The sequence below is a fragment of the Streptomyces sp. NPDC001502 genome, from assembly GCF_042894785.1.
GTDB classification, from domain to species: Bacteria; Actinomycetota; Actinomycetes; order Streptomycetales; family Streptomycetaceae; genus Streptomyces; species Streptomyces kutzneri.
On record NZ_JBIAVW010000008.1, the window covers coordinates 1 to 18,165 of the forward strand.

Consider the following 18,165-nt stretch of genomic DNA (forward strand, 5'->3'; position numbering starts at 1 on the left):
TCCACGGCAAGTTCCCCACGCCGGGGTGAACGCTCAACTTCCACCCAGGGCACTGCTGTCAGAGCCGATCCACCTCATTGTGTTAGCCGTTGTTACTGCAGCCGACGCAGAGCAGCAGCGAGACCTGGATCAGGCCGTGGCGAGGATGAAAGATCGACTTAGTGATGTCACTGCAGCTGCGGTGCAGATCGGTTGCGAGCCAGCCAAGGCAAGCAAGATCAAACTCGTCGCAACAGACGTGATCAAGGAGGCGGCGAGTAAGGCCCTGGCCACGACGGGTGGTCGGGAAGCGGAATACGCGATGCACCTGTGGCGGATGGGTGGCGGGCATGCCCACGGTCACGCCTACACCCGCTACCTCCAGATCGATACTGAGAGCCTGATCGAGGAGGCTGACGGGTGCCTTTGGGGGCGCACGACGGCAACGACTGAGAATCTTGGCCTGGCAGCCAGCGCAGTGATGATCATGACCAAAGAGGGCTTCGAGCTCTATGATCGGCGCCGCAGTAACTTCCTCCAGTGACCTATCGGGCAACGTGATGAGCAATAGTCAAGACTTGCGGATGAGGCGCTGAGTACTACGCCGACTTCTCGGTCGTCTGGGAGGCATTGGATCACACGGAGTTGGTGGGCCTGGATGCTGCTGGCCGGAACGTGAAGTCCATCGGGAACGGATTCGAAACGATGTCGTCGGACCAAAGGCAGGCGACTTCGACGCCGTCTTCGATGGCGTTCAGCATGTCCAGGGCTTCCACCTCCACCATGGCGATCCTGGCCGTGCCGCCCTCCGCATTGGTGTAGATCTTCTCCTCCCGTCGCCCTCGGGCCAGCGCCGTCTGCAGGCCGGCCGCGTAGTCGTCAGCTTGGATCAGGAACACCGATACCGAGTAGAGAAGCACGCTGCTGCCGCTTGACATGTGTGCGAAGCGGATGCGGCAGCTGAACCAAATGGGGCCGGAGGCAGGGTCTGCAGAGATCACGAGGGCACCCTAGTACTGCGGTCGCATGCGTTCGGAGCAATATTCGAGGGCTCCGGGTTCTGCGGGATGTTGTGGACGGTCATGCGGCTTGCTCCTCGCGCTTGACCAAGACGCCGTCCTCGAACCGGGCACCCGCTCGGACGAGTGGGACGAGGTGGGCTCCAGTGATCGCGCGCCATCGCGCCTGGGCGGACTCGACCAGCTTGAACACCATCGCGAGCGCGGCGGCCGGGCTGCCCGCGCCTCGCGTGACCTTGGTGCGGAGCTTGACCGTGGAGAAGGTCGACTCGATGGGGTTGGTCGTCCGGAGGTGGATCCAGTGCTCGGCGGGGAAGTCGTAGAAAGCGAGCAGTTCGTCCCGGTCCTCGGTGATCTTCGCGACGGCCTTCGGGAACTTTGCTCCGTAGGTCTTCACGAACGCCTCGATAGCCTTTCGGCGTGGGTGCGGGACTCGGCGTTGTAGATCTCCTGCATCGCCTTCGTCGCCCCTGGCTGGGCGGACTTGGGCAGGCAGTTCGTGACGTTGCGGGCTTTGTGAACACAGCACCTATGCGGCCTGGCTGCCAGGAACACCTCCGCCAGCGCCCGCCAAAAGCCCATGGCGCCGTCGCCGATGACCAGTTCGGGGTCGCACATGCCGCATCGGCGGCAGTCGCGCAGCAGATCGGTCCACGATTCGGTGGACTCGCGCAGGCCTTCGGCCAGGGCGATGAGCTCCTTCGTGCGCGCCAGCCATCAGCTAGCGCCTGAGCCGCTCGACGCAATTCGAGCATCGCCTCGGGCAATACTTCGTCGTCGGGCCCAGGTGGGCTCGGCCAGAGACCGCCCGCGTGCGCAAGGTGCCGCGCTGCATCCTCAACCCAATCGCACCACGGACCTAGCCGCGGGCACGCTGCATGTACGGCGCGCAATTCACCAACGAGCGGGCAAATTTGCCTCTTCCAGGGAAGATTTTGCCTCAAGTAGGGACTGCCTCAGAGCCTCTCTCAGTGGCTCAACTTCCACGTGTGGCGGCTCCACTCTTAGACGCTCGCCGTTTGCGTCAAACACAGGCGTCATGCGAGTTGCCTGATCCCGGGCAGAGTTCCAGGCGTCCACAACTTGAGCGGCCTTGCGGCGTTTCGTGCGGGCTGACTCAATCATCAGTCCTGAATGGCGGACCACGGTGACCACCGCCGCTGCGCCGGCATAGAGATACCAACCTGATTAGGGTCGAAGGAGACCGAAGTGATTTCGGCGGCCTGGGCATCGTCGACAGGCCATGAGCGATTCAGATCGAGACGCTCCTGCAATTGGGCCTGCTTCCACTCCCGCAACAACTCCGTAGGGTAGTGCTCGGGTGTGTCATCAATCTCGGCGGCGTGATCGTTGCATAGTGGGATCAGATTCGACGCGCTTTGGTTCTCCTCGGCAGACATATGTGGGTTCCAGCGCGGCCCGCCTTCGCTGCGGGCATGGATGTGCTCGACACTGCTGTTCAACAACCACTCACCGGTCTCGTCATTCATCCGGTACAGCGGCCTCAAGCATCCCGGTTTCGCGCACCGAAAGGCTGTCCCATACAGCTGCTTGACCGTGCTGTCCTTGGGCTTCGGATGAACGAGCGGCCTCGACCGCTGCTGTCGCTCTGCCGTCGGACCATTGTGCTCCCTCAGGCAAGTGCTGCCCCAGCTTCGACATCACGCTCAGCGGGTAGGCGGGGCCCCGCGCCCAGCCGTTGGCGGGGGAGTCGCCCTGAGTGATCCGCTTGCTGGTTCGACGGTTGAGGTTTCGTGGCGCTTTTGGCTACGCGCCGGGGCGGGGGCGGTGCGACGTGAAGGAGCCGTTGCTCCGCGCCTTTACAGCCCTATGGCGATCCAATCTGGGTGTGGCATCTGCCACTTCATCTGCTGGTTAACGAGACACGCGATCTAGCTCGTGGGCTCCGTGGAGCGAGAGGTCGAGCCCGAGTTAGAGCGACACGACCAGCGAGGGACACGGCTTCAGTGTCGAGTGGGCGGCTGCAGCATCCGGTGCCAGCAGCTTGGTGAGCCTGGACAAGGGGCCGCTCGAAGCTTGCCGGCCTGAACGCCAACCCGGCGGCAAGGCCGGTGAGCGACGATCAAGCTGTTGTCAGCCCCTGGTTCTAAGGTCGGCCCTATGACATCAGACCTGGTCCAGGACTCATGGACTCGCATCGACGCGTGGCTGCGCGAGCACGCGCCCCGCACGTTTGCCACGCTTCGGCCGCCTGCAGGCGGCGAGGAGATCGCAGCAGCGCAACAGGAACTGGGTGTCACCTTTCCTCCGGACCTGGTCGCTTCACTCCTCCGGCACAACGGGGCGCTGGAGGGACCTGAGGCTTTCCGCTTCAGCACGGGCGACCGGCTGCTCGGAGTGAGCGGAATCCTCGGGGACACCGGGTTCATGCGCGGCATCGGCCAGGGCCTCGACGGGGAGACCGAGGGCTACTGGCTTCACGATTACGTGAAGTTCGGTTCTTACGACGTGACGTCGGACGGTCTTCTGATGGATTGCCGTACCGGGCGGGACTCCTTCGGTGTGATCGGACGGTTCTTCGACGAGACCGGCACCAGTTTCGGGCAGGCCGACTCGCTGGGTGAGTATCTGGCCGAACTGGCCGGCACGCTTGAGCGCGGCCAGGACGCCGGTGTCGTCACCTTCAACGGCCGGCTGTTCTGGGAGGCGCGTCCGCCTGCCAGGCCGCAGTACAGTGCCGACGAGCCCCTTCCCGCACCGGATGAGCAGCTGCCAGAGCTGGACCTGTCCTACAGTCCCACCGACCTCCTCCACGTGAGCCACCTGGACGGGCATGAGGAACTCGGTGCGCTGATCGCAGTCCTGCCGTATGAGCAGGTGGTCGACGCCGCGCGGAAGCAGCTGCGCAGACTGGCGGTCGAAACGGGTCTGAACAACTACCCGGAGGTCAAGACAGCCCTGGACGCGTGGGAGTGCGGTGTGGCCCTGCCGCAGCCTGACCAGACCGGCCCGCTCGCCTTGCGACTCCGCGCGGTGCTCGCACAGGCCGACACCGGCCGAGACCACACGCGCAGGTGGGCCGCGGAGAAGATAGCCCTCGGGATCTGGGGGTCCCCGTACAGGTCCGTGTGCGAGAGCGCGGAGACCCGGAGTCACTTCACTCTCGACTGGCGTGCGGATCTGCATGCGGACCTGGGCAATCAGCCCCTGCCACCGATACCTGACGACCGATTCTGGGGGGCGCTGCGCAACCCCGCCATCGACTCCAGTTGGTACGCGGCCCAGTACAGCCAAGATCAGGACTGACCCCAGGGGTTTCGGTTCCGCGTGAGCGCTTCATGTGGCGGTTATCGCCAGACGAAGCGCTCACTAAGGATCTCCAGCGCTGCCGCTCCAGCGTGAGGATGGCCTTGACGATTGACGTCATGCGGTTGGGGCTGCACCGGGACCTGCGGAAGATCCGCCAGGACTTCAGGCTCGCGACACCGCGTTCAACGGGCGCTCGTGCTGCGGCCAGCGCCCGGTTGAGGGTCTTTTCGGTGGGAGTGAGTTCCTGGAGTGGCTTGCGTTTGATGCCGGTCGTCAGCCACAGCAGCCGGCCGCCCTGGTCGGTGACGACCTGCACGTTCACTCCGTGGCGCCGGTGTTTGTGGGAGTAGTCGGCCCGGCCGTCGCCGACCCGGTCGCACTCGGCGAGGGTTCCGTCGAGCAGGATGAAGTCAGGATCGTGCTCGCGCAGCGTCTTGAGTAGACCCGGTGCTCGTTCGGCGAGCAGGGCGACGACCGCGCGGGTGTAGGCGTGGGCGGTGGACTCGCTGATCCCGAACCCGGCGGCGATCTTCGCCAGAGTGGTGTGCTCTCGCAGGTACACCAGTGCCACCATCGCCCGCTGGGACGGACGGAGCTTGCAGCGCCGGTCGCCCTCACGAGTGACAACCAACATGGCGACCCACTCCACGAGCGCATGCGGCAGGTCAAGTGCGGCAGGATGGATGACCAACGAGGCCCCCCGAGCAACGTGATTGAGACGTCAGACATCTCGATCAACACCTCGGGGGCCTCGTTCGTTGCGCTTCACGACCATCACCCGATCGGTGACCAACTCGAAGAAGCTCAGTGACGGGCACCATCGCCCGGTCACTCCCGCCGGGACTGCCGACGTCCGGAACGTCCCGGGGGAAGCGAAGACCTCCTGCTCAGCCGCACACTGCCTGATCACTTCGCCCGGGAACGGACAGGGGCCGACCTCAGCGAAGTGCGCGCCGAGTAGCGCACGCGACTGCACCCTTTGGCCTACTGCGTTTTCGCCCCTGCGGAGGACGATCCTGCGGCACCGCCGCGAGAGGGTTGATCCGTGCGAACAACCATCGGATACACCGTCGAAAGCATCGGCTACGTCATCGGAGCCCAGGGGCTCGTCAGCTTCGCTTCGCAGACCTTCTTCGGCACGGAGTGGGGCTGGATGCACAAGGTCGTCGACCTTCCGTCCACCGCTTACCTCGGCGTCATCGCCGTGGGGTTGGCGCTCATCGCCGGCGGAGTGAAGACACGGAAGACGCCCGAGCACCGGCAGGCCGCCTAACGCGAGACCGGCCCGCTTGCAGCAGATACATCGAAATCGTATAGTCCGAAAACGTGAAGTCCGAAACCGCACCAACCGACTGGTCGGCCCTGCTGGCGCTCCAGCGGGCCACCCATGCCACCCTGCAGGTGCTCGCCACCGAGTTGGCCGATCTGAACCTGACCGCCTCCGAGATCAACGCGCTGGCCAATCTCGCCGACGGCCGCAGGCGTACCGTGTCCGAGCTGGGAACCGCCGTGGGGACCCGGCCCAGCACGCTGACCAGCGTGCTGGACCGCCTGGAGCGGCGTGGGCACATCTCCCGGGGAGCCCGTCCCGGAGACCGCCGGGCAGTGCTCGTCGAGCTCACCGACTCCGGGGTGCTGGCCGCCGCGACGATCCGGCGGGCCATCGCCGATCTGGAGCGCCGCGCGCTCGGCGGCATGTCCGCCGAGGCGGTCGCCGGGCTGCGCGCAGCACTGCAAGCCCTGACCGAGGTGACCCGATGACCGAACCCGCGTTTGACGCGTTGATGGCCGAAGTGATGGCGACCGCCGAGCGGTTCGGCCACCGGGAGCATGTCCACCTGACCTGGCTGGCCGTGCGCCGCTGCGGCATACCCGCGGCGATCGACCTGGTCAGCGACGGCATCCAACGGACCGCCCGCTACGCGGGTGCGCCGCAGAAGTACCACGCGACCGTCAGCCGCGCCTGGGTGGAGCTGGTCGGGTATCACGCGGCCGAGTCCGGCGATGACGACTACGCCGCCTTCGTCGACCACCACCCCGCACTGCTCGACAAGCGCCTGCTGACGCACTACTACCGTCCGGCCACGCTCGCCGCCCCGCGGGCGAAGGGCGGCTGGGTGGAACCCGACCTCGCCCCCTTCCCCGGGCAGGACGCCGCCGCGTAGCGCCCGCCGCCCGTCAGTCCTCGTGCTTCGCCCGGCTGGGCTGGACGCGCTTGGGCTCGCCCGGCATCTTCGGGTAGTCCGGGGGGTAGGGCATGTCCCCCAGGCCGTGCTCGTGTTCGTCGCGGGCCGCGAGTTCCAGTACGGCGTCCAGGGCGAAGGCGTGCTCGTCCATGTCCGCGTGCAGATCGCCCAGTTCGGCGAAGCGGGCCGGCATCGTCACGATGTCGAAGTCGCGGGGCTCCGCGTCGTCCACCTCGTCCCAGCGCAGCGGCGCCGATACCGGCGCGTGCGGGCGGGGGCGGACGGAGTAGGCGGAGGCGATCGTGCGGTCGCGTGCCGTCTGGTTGTAGTCGACGAAGATGCGCTCGCCGCGTTCCTCCTTCCACCAGGCCGTCGTGACCTTGCCCGGCATGCGGCGTTCCAGTTCCCGGCCGAGGGCGATGGCGCACCGCCGGACCTCGGTGAAGGTCCAGCGCGGCTCGATCGGCACGAAGACGTGCAGTCCCCGGCCGCCCGAGGTCTTGGGCCAGCCGCGCAGACCCAACTCCTCCAGCAGGGCTCGCAGTTCATGGGCGGCCGCCACCGCGTGGTGATAGTCGGTGCCCGGCTGCGGGTCCAGGTCGATCCGGAGCTCGTCAGGACGGTCCGTGTCCTCGCGCCGCACCGGCCAGGGATGGAAGGTGAGGCACCCCAGATTGGCGGCCCACAGGACGGCGGCCGGTTCGGTGGGGCAGATCTCGTCGGCCGTGCGGCCGCTCGGGAAGGCGATGTGGGCGGTGGGAATCCAGTCGGGAAGGTTCTTCGGTGCCCGCTTCTGGAAGAAGGACTCGCCCTCCACCCCGTCCGGGAAGCGCTCCAGCGTCGTCGGCCGGTTGCGCAGGGCGCGCGTGATGCCGGGCGCGACCGCCAGGTAGTACTCGGCCACGTGCCGCTTGGTGAGGCCGCGCTCCGGGAAGTACACCTTGTCCGGGCTGGACAGCCGTACCTTCCGCCCGCCCGCGTCCAACTCGATCGCATTACCGGCAGCACCCATGTGCGCCACGGTAGGCGGGCCCGGTCATGCGCGCATACCGGGCAGGTCCGGACGTACCATCGCAGAATCGAAGGCATGGATCTGCCAGTGATGCCGCCCGTGAAACCGATGCTCGCCAAGTCCGTCGCAAAGATCCCGCCGGGGATGCAGTACGAGGCCAAGTGGGACGGCTTCCGGGCCATCGTGCATCGCGACGGCGACGAGGTCGAGCTGGGCAGCCGCACGGGCAAGTCCCTGACCAGGTATTTTCCCGAGCTGGTCACGGCTCTCAAGAAGAATCTGCCCGCCCGTTGCGTCATGGACGGTGAGATCGTCATCGTCCATGACGGGCGCCTCGATTTCGACCGGCTGACCGAGCGGATCCATCCCGCGCAGTCCCGCGTCGCCCTGCTGGCCGAGACGACCCCCGCCAGCTTCGTCGCCTTCGACCTGCTCGCCCTGGGCGACGACGCGCTGCTCGACACCCCGCTCGCCGACCGCCGCGCCGCCCTCGTCCGCTCCCTCTCCACCGCTCGGCCCCCCGTCCATCTCGCGCCCGCGACCACCGATCCCGCGCTCGCGCAGGAGTGGTTCGAGCGATTCGAGGGCGCCGGGCTCGACGGGGTGATCGCCAAACCCCTCGATCTCCTCTACCGGCCCGATGCCCGCCTCATGTTCAAGGTCAAACACGAACGTACCGCCGACGTCGTCGTCGCCGGATTCCGTTTCCACAAGAGCGGTCCGATTGTCGGATCGCTGCTGCTCGGCCTGTATGACGTCCACGGCACCCTCCAGCACGTGGGCGTGTGCGCCGCCTTCCCCATGAAGCGCCGCGCCGAGCTGGTGGAGGAACTCGAACCCCTGCGGATGCCCGACCCGACCGGCCACCCGTGGGCCGCCTGGGCCGAGGAGTCCGCCCACGAGAGTGCCCGGCTGCCCGGCGCGCAGAGCCGCTGGACCGGCAAGAAGGACCTGTCCTGGGTGCCGCTGCGACCCGAGCGGGTCGTCGAGGTGAAGTACGACCACATGGAGGGCGACCGCTTCCGGCACACCGCCCAGTTCCACCGCTGGCGGGCCGACCGGACGCCCGAGAGCTGCACCTACGCCCAGTTGGAGGAGGTCGTCGGGTACGACCTCGCCGAGGTGCTCGGCCCCACCGCCGGCGCCACCGATGCCGACGACGCCGACGGCGCCCCCGGCTGAGCGGCCGCCACCACGCGGGCTTCCGCCACCGCGCCTCAGCCCGCCGTCAGCCCGCCTCAGCCCGCCGTCAGCTTCTCCCACTCCTCCCGGTCCGGACCCGTCGCGTTCGGCGCGTAGTGCGGCCGGGCCGCCAGCCAGCGCGCCACCCTGGCGCGGATCTCCGGATCCGCGTACGCGCGCTCCGGCGGATCCGCCAGGTGCCGGACCCTCGCCCGCGCCCGCATCACCTCCGGATCCTCCAGCGCGCAGTCGAACAGCGCGGACACCTCGCGCGCCGTCCCGCCGCGCACCGCCCGGGTCGCGAAGCGCTCCCCGATGGCCGCGTCCGCGACGACCTGGAAGTCGAACCACGGCTTCAGGGTGCGCTCCGCCCAAGCGTGGTGATCGGCGGCGTACCGCGCCGATCCCGGGTCCCGGTGCGCCGTACGGGCCACCCTGCGCGCGGCCCACAGCGCGAGCGAGGTGCCCTGCCCGAGGGTCGGGTTGGTGTGCGTGATCGAGTCCCCGACCGGCACCAGCCCGCTCACCACCGGGCCCGCTTCGTCGACCAGCGCGCTCCACCGGTTGTCCAGACTCGCCGTGGCCAGGACACCCGACAGCGGCTCGGCGCCCAGTCCCAGCCAGGCCCCGCCGGGCGGGAAGGCGCGCGCCGCCGCCTCGAAGACGGCGGGGTCGCGCAGCGCCGAGCGCGTGGAGTCGGCGGTGTGCACGAACAGGGTCACGGCGAACACCCGGTTGTCGGCCGGGAAGACGGCGCATCCGGCGAAGGGCCCGCCGGTCACCGCCCACGGCCGACGCGGCCCCTCGTCCATGCCCGCGGGCAGCCGGTACCAGCGGCAGAAGTACGCGAGCCCGGTGCGGTGCCGTTCCACGACGGGCGGCCGGCAGCCCGCCTCGGCCAGCCTGCGCTCGGTGCCGCCGCGCCGCCCGCCGGCGTCCACGACGAGGTCCCCCGGGTGGCTCCCGCTCTCGGTGGTCACTCCCGTCACCTGGATCCCGGCACCCTCGGACGCATCCGGAGCCGTGATCAGCCCGGTGACGGGCTCCCCGTACCGGACGACGACCCCCGGTTCCGCGCGCAGCGCCGTGGCCAGCGCGCTCTCCAGCACGATGCGCCGGGCCTGCAGCATCACGAGGTCCTCGTCGCCCGGCCGCGCGGGCGGACGTACGTCGAACCAGTCCAGCTCGTGCCGTTCGCGGGCGCCGAGCCGGAGCATCTCCTCGTGGACGTCGGGCAGATCACCGCGCAGGACGTTGCGGGCGGCTCCGAGCAGCACGTGCGGCTGGGCCGCCTGCGGTACGGTCGGCCGCCGCCAGCCGAAGAAGTCACGGTCGAGCGCCGTGCCCGGGGCCCGCGTATCGCGCTCGAACACCTCCGCCGTGTGTCCGCGCCGCGCCGCGAGCAGCGCGGTGGCGGCTCCCGCGACGCCTCCGCCGATGACCAGCACATGTGCCATGGAACGTCCCCCCGAGCCGTTGGACCGTACGACGATCACACCGCCCAGAGCCTGCGCGAACGGAAGCCGACCGAAACCCGCACAGATGTCCGAGAATCGATCCAGCGCACGTCCCCGATGCCCCGGACGCCCCGCACATCCCGGACGCCCCAGACGACCCAGACGACCCAGACGCCCGGTCCCCGCTCGTCCCACTCACCGCACGCACCCGCTCAGACGCCGGCGCCCGCGCGGTGGGCCTGAACGGCCCGCCGGGTCTCCGCCTCGATCAGGTCGGTGTTGATGGCAATCGCCGCCCGCACCCCCTGGGCTGCCGCGCCCGGGACCTTCTCCAGCGGGGAGGTCACATTGCCCGCGGCCCAGACCCCGTGCAGGGCGGTGGCTCCGGTGTCCGGATCCGACGCGACGCAGGTGCCGATCGCCCGGCCGTCCCGCTCCACCACCGTCGTCGGCAGACCGAGGCCGGTCAGGACACCCGAACGGGCGGTGAACCGCGGGGCGACCACCAGGGCCCGGCACTCCACCACGGCGCCGCCCGCCAGGGTCACGCCGGTCAGCCGGTCGCCCTGGACCGCGAGCCCGGTCACCTCGCCCTCGACGACCCGGACACCGAGGGCGGCCAGCAGTTCCCGGTCCTCGGCGGTGAGCCGCCAGGTGTGCGCGAGCAGGGTGGTCCGCTCGCTCCACTGCCGCCAGATCTGGGCCTGGTGCACGGCGAGGGGCCCGTCGGCCAGCACCGCGATCGGCCGGTCCCGGACCTCCCAGCCGTGGCAGTACGGGCAGTGCAGCACGTCCCGCCCCCAGCGCGCCCCGAGGCCCGGCACGGCGGGAAGCTCGTCCACCAGGCCGGTGGCGACCAGCAGCCGGCCCGCCCGGACGGTCCTGCCGTCCCCGCAGCGGACCAGGAAACTCCCGTCGGGCAGCCGGTCCGCGGCGACGGCCGTGCCCGGCCGGATCTCCCCGCCGTAGCCGGTCACCTCCGCGCGCCCCTTCGCCAGCAGCGCGCCGGGGCTCTCCCCGTCCTGCCCCAGGTACCCGTGCATGTGCGCGGCCGGGGCGTTGCGCGGACTGCCGGAGTCGATGACCAGTACCGAACGGCGGGCCCGGACCAGGGTGAGTGCCCCGGCCAGCCCGGCGGCCCCACCGCCCACGACCACCACGTCGAAAGAGCTGTCCCTTGCGTTGTCCATACCTGCGAGGGTCCGCCCACGGCTGCCCGCTTGACAAATGTTGTTGCCGAAGCGGCAAATGGATCCATGGCCACCGAGGAGCAGGACGAGGAACTCGCCGGCGTACTCACCGCCGTGGGCCCGCGGCTGCGCGCCCTGCGCCGGCAGCGCGGCACCACGCTGGCCCAGCTCAGCGAGACCACCGGCATCTCGCTCTCGACCCTCTCCCGGCTGGAGTCCGGGCAGCGCAGGCCGACACTTGAGCTGCTGCTTCCGCTGGCCAGGGCGCACCGGGTGGCGCTCGACGAGCTGGTCGGCGCCCCGGAGACCGGGGACCCCCGGATCCGCCCGCGCCCCTTCGTCCGGCACGGCAGCACCTATGTGCCGCTGACGCGGAAGTTCAGCGGGGTGCACGCCTTCAAGCAGATCCTCCCGCCCCTCGAAGGTCCGCCGCCCGAGCCCGAGCTGCAGGTCCACGACGGCTACGAGTGGCTGTACGTGCTCTCCGGACGCATCCGGCTGCTGCTCGGCGGGCACGACCTCGTCCTCGGCCCCGGCGAGGCCGCCGAGTTCGACACGCGCACCCCACACGCCTTCTTCAACGCGGGTCCGCAGCCGGCGGAGTTCCTCAGCCTCTTCGGTCCCCAGGGCGAGCGGATCCATGTCCGGGCCCGGCCCACCCCTCCATCGGAAGGACGTCCATGAGCACCACCCCCGAACGCCCCGAGCGGGCCGTGCCGCAGCCCCATGCCGTGGTCGGCGTCGGACTGGTCGTCCTGGCGGCGGACGGCCGGGTGCTGCTCGGCCAGGCGCACGACGGGCGCTGGGAGCTGCCCGGCGGCAAGGTCGACCCCGGGGAGGGCTTCGAGCAGGCCGCCGCCCGGGAACTCGCCGAGGAGACGGCCCTGCGGGCGGCCCCCGAGGCGATCCGGGTCCTGTCCGTGCAGATCGAGGCGCAGGCCGGCCTGACCCGGCTGACGGCGGCCGCCGTCACCACCTCGGCGGAGGGCGTCCCGGCCGTCACCGAGCCCCACAAGATCACCCGCTGGCAGTGGTTCGCCCCCGCCGACATCCCCTCGGCGCTCTACGTCCCGTCGGCGGCCGTGCTGCGCGCCTGGCGCCCGGACCTCACCACGCTGCCACCCGTCCCCTCGTACGACTACCCGGTCTCGGGCCCGGCGCCGACCGCCTGAACGTCCGCCGCGCGCCCGCCCGGACGGCCCGGTGCCGTGACCGGCAAGATCCGGAAGAGGCGGCCTAGCTGGTGGCGGTCAGGACCGTCACCGCGGTCACCGCCACCATCGCGGCCTGCATGTCCCGGATGGCCACCCGGACACTCTCGGCCGCCCACCGGCCGGCGGCTATCTCCGCCGTCCGCGCGGTCACCTCGTCGGACCGCCGGCCGGGGAAGGCGAGCCTGTGCAGCTTGGCCGAGTGGATCAGGGCGATGAGGCCCGCCGTGCGCTCGTCCGGCTCGGCGCCGCCGAGGACGACTTCGCGCAGCCGCTCGCGCAGGGCGCGCTCGACCGTGCCGTCCGCCTCCGGGTAGCGGCGCTGCGGGAACACCCCGAACACCTTGTGCACCTGCGCGACCACCAGCCCGCGCTCGCCCAGCCTCTCCAGGGCGGCGTTGACCGCCTTGGGCTGGTCCTTCGTCAGCCAGTCCGTCACCCGGCGCTTGCCGCGGCCCCGCAGCCAGGCCTCCATCAACCGGATCCGGCCGTCGAGCAGTTCTTCCCCGGTGGACTCGGTGTTCCTGAGCTCCAGGTACTTGCCCGAGACCGACACCCGCTCCGCCATGACGAGTTCGAGCAGGAGCGCGCCCGCCACGGCCCAGCCCGCCGACTGCCGCTGCCGCGCCGCCCCGGACTCGTCGTCCAGGGACAGCAGCATGATCTCCTCGGCCAGTGTGATCCTCACGAGCGGCCCCCCGTCGTCCGTCTGCCGGTCCGGCTGTCCTACTGCCTCGTAGGGGATGACGAGTGACCGACCCTCGAGGTTCCCCTCCGGGCCCGGGTCTACCGCCGCACCACCACCTTTGGCGCGAAGTTGCCCTCCCCCAGGTCCTCCGCGAGCAACCGCTTGGCGATCGCGTCCGCCGCCACCCGCAGTTCGGCGCTCCGCGGCCGCCCCCGGTCCTTCTCCAACTGGTCCCCGAGCCACTGGGCCCACGCCTTCGAGATGACGTCGGCCTCCCGCCGCCCGGCCGCGGTGAGGGTGACGAAGCCGTTCTCCCTGCTGACGAAGCCCTCGTCCGCCATCCGCTCGTAGACCGGGATCAGCACCTCCGGCGGCAGGGACCGGCGTCCGGCGATCAGTCCGAGGCTGGCGTGGCCGACGGTCCGGGTCATCAGCTCCACCTGCATCACCGCCCAGGCGCCCGCGATGTCCAGCCGGGTGTCGGAGGCCTCGACGATCCCCCGCGCCGTGTCCGCGCCCATGTTCCGTACGAGTTTGCCGACGGCCAGCTCCAGCAGCTTGGCCGAATCCCCCGAGGCCGTGGCCGGTGAGCCGAACCCGTCGCCCATGTCCGTGGACCCGGCCCGGGCGCTGTCGCGCAGCCGCACCTGCTTGAGGAAGAGCGCGACGACGAAACCGAACACGGCGACCGGAACGGTGTACAGGAACACGGTCTGCAGGGCCTGCGCGTAGGCGTCGATCACCGGGGCGGCGACCGCCGGATCGAGCCGGTGCACCCCTTCCGGGGTGGACGCGGCCCTGGCCAGCTGCTCCGGATCCTGCCCGGAGAGCCGCGCCGCCTCCACGTAGGCCGCCTCCAGTCCGGGCCCCAGGTGGTTCGCGTAGATCGTCCCGAAGACCGCCGTCCCGAAGGCGCTGCCGAGCGTACGGAAGAAGGTGACGCCGGAGGTGGCCGTGCCCAGGTCGGCGTAGTCGACGGTGTTCTGCACGGCGATGGTCAGCACCTGCATGGACAGGCCGATGCCCACACCGAGCACGAACATGTACAGCGATTCGAGCAGGGTGCCGGTCCCCGGCCCCATCCGCGACAGCAGGTACAGGCCGACGCCCATGACCGCGTTGCCGACGATCGGAAAGATCCGGTACTGGCCGGTCTTGCTCACGACGTTGCCGCTGAAGACCGAGGCGATCAGCAGGCCGATCACCATGGGCAGGGTCCGGACGCCCGAGATCGTGGCCGAGTCCCCGTCCACGTACTGGAGGTAGGTCGGCAGGAAGGTCATCGCGCCGAGCATCGCGAATCCGACGACGAAGCTCAGGACGGAGCACACGGAGAAGACCGGATTGCGGAAGAGCCGCATCGGCAGCATCGGTTCCGCGGCGCGGGTCTCGGCCAGGCAGAACAGCGCCAGCGCGACCGCGCCGCCCGCGAACAGGCCGATGATGACGGGCGAGGTCCACGCGTACTCGTTCCCGCCCCAGCTGGTGGCCAGGATCAGCGCGCCGGCGCCGACGGCGACCAGCGCGATGCCCAGGTAGTCGATCACCGGCTTGCCCGAGGCCCGGACCGCCGGGATCGTCCTGGCCGCCGCGATGACGACGAGGATCGCGATCGGGACGTTGACGTAGAAGCACCAGCGCCAGCTCAGCTGGTCGGTGAAGAAGCCGCCGAGCAGCGGGCCGATGACGGTGGCGACCCCGAAGACGGCGCCGATCATGCCCTGGTACTTGCCGCGTTCGCGCAGGGGCACCACATCGGCGATCAGCGCCATCGCGGTGACCATGAGGCCGCCGGCCCCGATGCCCTGGACTCCGCGCCACACGATCAGGAAGGTCATGTTGCCGGACAGGCCGCACAGGAAGGAGCCGCTGATGAAGACGATGGCGGAGATCTGGAAGATCAGTTTCCGGCCGAAGAGGTCGCCGAACTTGCCGACCAGGACCGTCGCCACGGTCTCGGCGAGCAGGTAGGAGGTCACCACCCACGACATGTGGTCGCCGCCGCCCAGGTCCCCCACGATCGTGGGCAGCGCGGTCCCGACGATCGTCTGGTCGAGCGCCGCCAGCAGCACGCCGAGCATGATCGTGCCGAAGATGACGTTGCGCCGCCGCCGGTCGATCTCGGGGGGCGCGGGGGCCGTGGCGGGGGCAGTGGTCACCCTCGCACTGTCACAGCGCGCCCGCCGGGGCGCATGCGGCGCCGAGCCGAACGGGGGACGCGCGCCGGGCCGGACGGAGGATGCCCGCCGCCCCGGCCGCGCGGGCCGTGTGCGCCGGGATCAGCGCAGGTAGGCAAGGCCCGGGTGCTCCGCCGCGTACCCGTCGAGCAGCCGCCGGGCCACCCCCACCGAGTCGACCAGCGGATGGAGCGCGAAGGCCTTGACCGCGTCCGCCCGCGAACCGCTCGCGGCCGCCGCCAGGATCTCCCGCTCGACCGCCTTGACCGCCGTCACCAGCCCCACCGCGTGCAGGGGCAGCGGTGCGACGCCCACCGGGTGGGCGCCGTTCGCGTCGACCAGGCAGGGCACCTCGATGACGGCCTCGGCGTCGAGGACGGACAGCGTCGAGCGGTTCCGGACGTTCAGGATCAGCGTGGCCCGCTCGTCCCGGGCGATGGCCCGCATGAGCGCGAGCGCGACCTTCTCGTAGCCCCCGGATTCGAGGTCGCTCTCCTCGCGCTCCGGGGCACCGGCCGCCTCGCGGTTCTCGGCCATGTACGTGGCCTCGCGCTCGGCCCGGGTACGGTCCCAGGCGGCCAGCGCCGCCCCGGCCGGTGCCCCGGCCCGGCCGGCCTCGGCGTAGAAGCCGCGCTGCTGGTCGCGCAGGAAGGCCCCGCGCGTCTGCTTGGCCTCCTGGTACGCCCGTACCGTGTCACGGTTGAAGTAGTAGTAGTGCAGGTACTCGTTGGGGATCGCACCGAGCGAGCGCAGCCATTCGGCCCCGAAGAGCCGGCCCTCCTCGAAGGACTCCAGGGCCTCGGTGTCGGCCAGCAGCCGGGGCAGCTCGTCACGGCCGCCGATGCGCAGCCCGCGTACCCAGCCCAGGTGGTTGAGGCCGACGTAGTCGATCCAGGCCTCCTGCGGGCGGGCGCCCAGCAGCCGGGCGATGCGCCGGCCGAGGCCCACGGGGGAATCGCAGATGCCGATCACCCGCTCGCCGAGCTCCTCGGCCATGGCCTCGGTGACCAGCCCGGCCGGGTTGGTGAAGTTGATGACCCACGCCTCAGGGGCGGTACGGGCGATCCTGCGGGCGATCGCGCGCGCCACCGGCACGGTCCGCAGGCCGTACGCGATCCCGCCCGCGCCCACCGTCTCCTGGCCCAGGACTCCCTCGGCCAAGGCGATCCGCTCGTCCGCGGCGCGCCCGTCCAGGCCGCCGACGCGGATGGCGGAGAACACGAAATCGGCCCCACGCAGGGCCTCGTCGAGCTCCGCGGTGACCGTGACGGCCGGGGCTTCCACCGCCGGATCGGCCGCGGACGCGGCAGCGGCCTGATCGCGGAGCACACGGGCCATGGCGGTGAGCCGCGCCGGGTCCTCGTCGTACAGCGTCACATGGGAGACCCTGCCCTCGGCGCGGTCGCCGAGCAGAGCTCCGTAGACGAGCGGTACCCGGAAGCCGCCCCCGCCGAGGATCGTCAGCCGCACGCCCCTACCGCCTTTCGCCAGTGCAGATCCCGTTGCCGACGCCACCGTGACGGCCGGTGCCACGATCGATGACACGATCGGTGACACGAAAAGCCACGGCACGCGACCGCCGGCACCAGTCTGCCCCGGTCGGTCACTCCACCGGCGACGGCACGGCGCGCAGCCTGGCGCCCTGCTGCTGCGGGAAGCCGGCGCCGCCGCGGACGGGGCCCCTCGGTGCGCCCGTGGGCGTCGAGAGGATCAGGGTGATCCGGGTCAGCCCCATCTCGCCGAGCATCCGGCTGGTCTCGGCCACCATCCGGCACCGCACCAGCCCCCACCGCGGGTCGGGGTGGCGCACGGTGCGCACCGCCCCGTCGAGCTCGGCGGCGTCGGTCCCGTGCGTGCTCAGCCAGTGCGGCACCCCGTACCGGTAGGCGGCCTCCATGAACGGGTCACGGGCCACCTCCTGGCGGATGCTGCGCAGCCCCTCGTCCTCGGGAGCCCCGGCCAGCGCGGTCGCGAACTGGGCCAGCAGCGGTACGCACCAGGCCGGTTCGTGGTCCTCCAGCACGGCAGCGGCGTCCGGGTGGAACAGCACGAAGCGCAGGAAGTTGTCGTCCGGCAGGGCCGTCGGGTGCGGTCTCACCGACTGGAAGAGCTGGTCGAAGGCCGAGTTGGTCAGGGCCACGTCCCAGCGGTGGTCCACCAGGAAGCTCGGGTACGGCACGGACTCCATGAGGGCCGCGTAGTCGCACAGGTAGTCGCGCTGCGCCGGATCCTCGGGCAGCCGGTTCTCCTCGGCGGCCCGCCACGTGGGCGGCGGATCGCGGTCGACCATGACGCGGAACAGCCAGAAGCACTGGCGCTCGCTCATCTCCAAGGCCTCGGCCAGGGCGAGGAGTTTACGGTCCGTCCACTCCTTGACCAGACCTCTTTCCCAGTTCCCGTACGCGCGGACGCTGATGCGCAGCCGGGCGGCAAGGTCTTCCTGGCTCAGGCCCAGCTCCTCGCGGCGCTGGCGCAAAATCTCCTTGCGTCGCTCCGACCGCACGGCGCCGCGGGCGGGTTCCTCGCCCGCCAGGCGCTCTTCACCGGCTCGGGCGAGTCCATCGGACGGGCCCACCGCTGCGAGATGTGGCACTGAGAGCTCCCCCTCCTCCGGTCTGGATCTTCATTTCCGTGTGGCGATCCTGCTACCGACTTCATTCGAGTGTCAACTATTGTGGCAATTCCAGCCTCTTGACAGCTCATTCCCGCCACAGCTGTGGCACGTTCTAGCCCTTCCGGGCGAGAGCGGCTAGATTCCAGAAGCCGACCATGTGCCCATACCGACTTCGCGCGA

The 18,165-nt window shown here is 70.3% G+C and carries 17 protein-coding genes and 2 pseudogenes; 8 read left to right on the forward strand and 11 right to left on the reverse strand.

The features are described 5' to 3' along the window. Window positions 1-523: hypothetical protein (locus ACFY0D_RS15515; protein ID WP_390798829.1), on the forward strand; the 523-nt coding region annotated here is incomplete at its 5' end. A 91-nt stretch (window positions 524-614) separates the two neighbouring features. Here ACFY0D_RS15515 and ACFY0D_RS15520 read toward each other — a convergent pair. The 3 genes and pseudogenes from ACFY0D_RS15520 to ACFY0D_RS15530 all read right to left on the reverse strand — a co-directional run bounded on the left by ACFY0D_RS15520 (window position 615) and on the right by ACFY0D_RS15530 (window position 2,488). Next, complete coding sequence (locus ACFY0D_RS15520; protein WP_390798830.1) at window positions 615-980, reverse strand: DUF4288 domain-containing protein; 366 nt, start codon at window positions 978-980, stop codon at window positions 615-617. Between the two features lie 79 nt (window positions 981-1,059). Next, window positions 1,060-1,700: pseudogene (locus tag ACFY0D_RS15525) on the reverse strand (IS256 family transposase); the annotation flags it as partial. A gap of 422 nt (window positions 1,701-2,122) precedes the next feature. Then, on the reverse strand, window positions 2,123-2,488 hold the full coding sequence (locus ACFY0D_RS15530; RefSeq protein ID WP_390798831.1) for a hypothetical protein: 366 nt from the start codon (window positions 2,486-2,488) through the stop codon (window positions 2,123-2,125). A 631-nt stretch (window positions 2,489-3,119) separates the two neighbouring features. Here ACFY0D_RS15530 and ACFY0D_RS15535 point away from each other — a divergent pair. Beyond that, window positions 3,120-4,265 (forward strand): SMI1/KNR4 family protein, encoded by a 1,146-nt coding sequence (locus tag ACFY0D_RS15535; protein WP_390798832.1) that lies wholly within the window; start codon window positions 3,120-3,122, stop codon window positions 4,263-4,265. A gap of 76 nt (window positions 4,266-4,341) precedes the next feature. On the opposite strand, the pseudogene ACFY0D_RS15540 reads toward ACFY0D_RS15535, so the two are convergent. Beyond that, window positions 4,342-4,959: pseudogene (locus ACFY0D_RS15540) on the reverse strand (transposase family protein); the annotation flags it as partial. A 354-nt stretch (window positions 4,960-5,313) separates the two neighbouring features. Here ACFY0D_RS15540 and ACFY0D_RS15545 point away from each other — a divergent pair. The 3 genes from ACFY0D_RS15545 to ACFY0D_RS15555 are packed head-to-tail and all read left to right on the forward strand — an operon-like array spanning window position 5,314 to window position 6,433. After that, window positions 5,314-5,541: a hypothetical protein gene (locus tag ACFY0D_RS15545; protein ID WP_390798833.1), complete on the forward strand. Its 228-nt coding sequence runs from the start codon at window positions 5,314-5,316 to the stop codon at window positions 5,539-5,541. Between the two features lie 53 nt (window positions 5,542-5,594). Continuing rightward, entirely contained in the window at window positions 5,595-6,029 is a 435-nt protein-coding gene (locus ACFY0D_RS15550; RefSeq protein WP_390798834.1) for a MarR family winged helix-turn-helix transcriptional regulator, read from the forward strand. Further along, complete coding sequence (locus ACFY0D_RS15555) at window positions 6,026-6,433, forward strand: hypothetical protein (RefSeq protein WP_390798835.1); 408 nt, start codon at window positions 6,026-6,028, stop codon at window positions 6,431-6,433. Before ACFY0D_RS15550 ends, ACFY0D_RS15555 begins: the two co-directional genes overlap by 4 nt. Before the next feature lie 13 nt (window positions 6,434-6,446). Here ACFY0D_RS15555 and ligD read toward each other — a convergent pair whose 3' ends face one another. Then, the gene (gene ligD / locus ACFY0D_RS15560) at window positions 6,447-7,466 is read right to left on the reverse strand and encodes a non-homologous end-joining DNA ligase (protein ID WP_301364855.1); all 1,020 of its coding nucleotides are present in this window, start codon (window positions 7,464-7,466) and stop codon (window positions 6,447-6,449) included. A gap of 75 nt (window positions 7,467-7,541) precedes the next feature. On the opposite strand from ligD, the gene ACFY0D_RS15565 reads away from it, so the two are divergent. Beyond that, entirely contained in the window at window positions 7,542-8,648 is a 1,107-nt protein-coding gene (locus ACFY0D_RS15565) for an ATP-dependent DNA ligase (protein ID WP_390798836.1), read from the forward strand. Between the two features lie 56 nt (window positions 8,649-8,704). On the opposite strand, the gene ACFY0D_RS15570 is transcribed toward ACFY0D_RS15565, so the two are convergent. Further along, window positions 8,705-10,105, reverse strand: a complete 1,401-nt coding sequence (locus ACFY0D_RS15570) for an FAD-dependent oxidoreductase (protein WP_390798837.1) — start codon at window positions 10,103-10,105, stop codon at window positions 8,705-8,707. Between the two features lie 212 nt (window positions 10,106-10,317). Next, entirely contained in the window at window positions 10,318-11,295 is a 978-nt protein-coding gene (locus ACFY0D_RS15575; RefSeq protein WP_390798838.1) for an NAD(P)/FAD-dependent oxidoreductase, read from the reverse strand. Between the two features lie 66 nt (window positions 11,296-11,361). Here ACFY0D_RS15575 and ACFY0D_RS15580 point away from each other — a divergent pair, with 66 nt between their 5' ends. Both ACFY0D_RS15580 and ACFY0D_RS15585 read left to right on the forward strand, forming a co-directional pair. Beyond that, complete coding sequence (locus ACFY0D_RS15580; RefSeq protein WP_390798839.1) at window positions 11,362-11,979, forward strand: helix-turn-helix domain-containing protein; 618 nt, start codon at window positions 11,362-11,364, stop codon at window positions 11,977-11,979. Then, complete coding sequence (locus ACFY0D_RS15585) at window positions 11,976-12,467, forward strand: NUDIX hydrolase (protein ID WP_390798840.1); 492 nt, start codon at window positions 11,976-11,978, stop codon at window positions 12,465-12,467. Before ACFY0D_RS15580 ends, ACFY0D_RS15585 begins: the two co-directional genes overlap by 4 nt. 64 nt (window positions 12,468-12,531) lie before the next feature. Here the strand turns inward: ACFY0D_RS15585 and ACFY0D_RS15590 are convergent, their stop codons facing one another. From ACFY0D_RS15590 to ACFY0D_RS15605, 4 genes are all read right to left on the reverse strand, one after another. Beyond that, complete coding sequence (locus ACFY0D_RS15590; protein ID WP_390798841.1) at window positions 12,532-13,194, reverse strand: GPP34 family phosphoprotein; 663 nt, start codon at window positions 13,192-13,194, stop codon at window positions 12,532-12,534. Between the two features lie 98 nt (window positions 13,195-13,292). Beyond that, the gene (locus tag ACFY0D_RS15595; RefSeq protein ID WP_390799089.1) at window positions 13,293-15,275 is read right to left on the reverse strand and encodes an MDR family MFS transporter; all 1,983 of its coding nucleotides are present in this window, start codon (window positions 15,273-15,275) and stop codon (window positions 13,293-13,295) included. A gap of 198 nt (window positions 15,276-15,473) precedes the next feature. Beyond that, on the reverse strand, window positions 15,474-16,841 hold the full coding sequence (locus tag ACFY0D_RS15600) for a 6-phospho-beta-glucosidase (protein ID WP_390798842.1): 1,368 nt from the start codon (window positions 16,839-16,841) through the stop codon (window positions 15,474-15,476). Between the two features lie 133 nt (window positions 16,842-16,974). Then, window positions 16,975-17,964, reverse strand: a complete 990-nt coding sequence (locus ACFY0D_RS15605) for a helix-turn-helix domain-containing protein (RefSeq protein ID WP_390798843.1) — start codon at window positions 17,962-17,964, stop codon at window positions 16,975-16,977. Between the last annotated feature and the right edge of the window lie 201 nt (window positions 17,965-18,165).